Raw genomic sequence first — 2,194 nt, 5'->3', positions numbered from 1 at the left:
AAGCCCCGATCGCATCCCCACCCGAGACGACCAGCTCCCACAAATCCTCCGGCGAGGCCACACCCCCCGGCAGCCGGCAAGCCATCCCCACGATCGCGATCGGTTCGTGAAGGGCGGACTCCAGTTCACGTACCCGCTGCTGGGCACGTCGGGTGTCGGCCAGAGCGCGCCTGAGGTAGGCGCGCAGTTCGTCTTCAGAGGCCATCGTTCCTCGTTCCGTCGACCATCGCGAACAACTCCTCGTCGGTGGCCGCGTCGAGATCGGCCGTCTCCCCGGTGAGGTCGCGGAGCCGCGCCATGACCTCGGCGCGCTCGGCCGCGTCCGGAGGCAGCGCGGTCAGGGCCTCCTCCAGCAACCGCAGGGCGTGGACCGCGGGCGGGTCAGCCTCGGGCGTCAGCCGCGACTGGAGGAAGGCGGCCACCGCGAGCGGGGTCGGCTGGTCGAACAGCAGCGTCGCGGGCAGAGTCAGACCGAGTGCGGCGCCCAGCCGGTTGCGTAGATCGACCGCGGTCAGCGACTCGAAGCCCAGGTCCTGAAATACGGCGGCGGGGTCGAGTTCCTCCGGATCGGGGAAGCCGAGGACGGCGGCGGCCTGCATCCGGACGAGGTCGATCAGCGCGTCGGTGCGTTCCGGCTCGGTGAGCATGGCCAGCCGCGCGGCCAGCGGCTCGTCGGCCGGCTCCGGATCCTGGTCGGGGGTCGGGGCGGCACCGGCAGCCGCCGTCGCGGCCTCTCCGCCCTCCAGCCAGTAGCGCCGGCGCTGGAAGGCGTAGACCGGCAGCTCGACGCCGGGCGCCCGGCCACCGGCGAACAGCGGCGACCAATCCACCTGTACACCGTGCACATGCACGGCGGCGACGGATTTCAGCAGCCGTTCGTATCCGCCCTCGTCGCGGCGCAACGTCTCGGTGACGGCCACGTCCGCCGCGACCGTTCGCGCCAGGGCGCCGACGCTCTCCAGCATGCCTCCGGTGAGCACCGGATGCGGGCTCACCTCGACGAACACGGTGTGGCCCTGCTCGGCCAGCGCGCGAACGGCCGGGTCGAGCCGAACCGTCTCGCGCAGGTTGCGGTACCAGTAGGCGGCGTCCAGTTTGTCGGTGTCGATCCAGTCGGCGGTGACGGTGGACATCAGCGGCACCTCGCCAGGGCGTGGCCGTACCTCGCTCAAGCCGTCGAGGAACTCGGCCCGAATGTCGTCGATGATCGGTGAGTGCCCGGCGAGGGTGGCCGCCCGGATGCGGCGCACACGCACGTCCTCCGCCTCAAGGGTGACCTGGAACTCGCCGAGCGCGTCGCTGTCCCCAGCGATCACTACCGCCGACGGGCCGTTCACGGTGGCCACCGACAACCGGCCCGGCCAGGCGGCGATGCGGGTCTCAGCCTCGGCGGCGGGCAGGGCGACCGACAGCATGCTGCCGCGTCCGACCAGCCGCCCGAGCAGCTTGCCGCGGAGTGCGACGATGCGCGCGGCCTCCGCCGTCGGGATCGCGCCCGCCACGCAGGCCGCGGCCAGCTCACCCTGGCTGTGCCCGACGACCGCGTCAGGATGGACGCCGAACGACCGCCACACCTCGGCCAGCGAGACCAGCACCGCCCACAGCGCGGGCTGCGCCACATCGACGCGTTCGAGCGGTGGCGCGGACGGCGCGCCGGTCAGCACGTCGAGCAGCGACCAGTCCAGGTGCGGGGCGAGGGCACGCGCGCATTCGTCGATCTTCGCGGCGAACGCCGGTGAGGTCTCCAGCAGACCGGCGGCCATGCCGTCCCACTGCGAGCCGTGGCCGGGGAAGACGAAGACGGTCTTGTTGGATTTGCGGGCCATGCCCCGGACGAGCTGGGCGGCCGGTTCGCCGCGGGACAGCGCCGCCAGCCCGTCCAGCAACGTCTGGGTGTCCTGGCCGACCACGACGGCGCGGTGCTCGAACATGCTGCGCGTGGTCATCAGCGCTTGGGCGATGCCGGTGGGGTCGGCGTCGGCCGCCACCGGCATCAGCCGGGCGGCCTGGGCGCGCAGGGCCCGCGGGCTCCTGCCCGAGATCGGCCATACGAGCGCGGGCGGGGCCGTCGACGGGGTCTCCTCCGGCTCGGCAGGTGGCTGTTCGAGTATGAGGTGGGCGTTGGTGCCGCTGACGCCGAAGGAGGACACCCCGGCCCGGCGTGGCCGACCGGTCTCCGGCCATGGCAGGGCTT

At 72.8% G+C, this 2,194-nt stretch carries 2 protein-coding genes; both read right to left on the bottom strand.

What is annotated here, in order from left to right:
• Positions 1-205 (bottom strand): polyketide synthase docking domain-containing protein (locus tag AB0B64_RS60715; RefSeq protein WP_357962684.1); only part of this gene is annotated, 205 nt, incomplete at its 3' end.
• Positions 195-2,194 (bottom strand): type I polyketide synthase (locus tag AB0B64_RS60710; protein ID WP_358207685.1); only part of this gene is annotated, 2,000 nt, incomplete at its 5' end. The genes AB0B64_RS60710 and AB0B64_RS60715, both read right to left, overlap by 11 nt.

The organism is Nonomuraea sp. NPDC049129 (assembly GCF_040648495.1).
In the GTDB taxonomy this organism is placed as follows: Bacteria; Actinomycetota; Actinomycetes; order Streptosporangiales; family Streptosporangiaceae; genus Nonomuraea.
The sequence above is the reverse complement of the archived record's forward strand: the minus strand, read 5'-3'. Positions and strand labels throughout refer to the sequence as shown.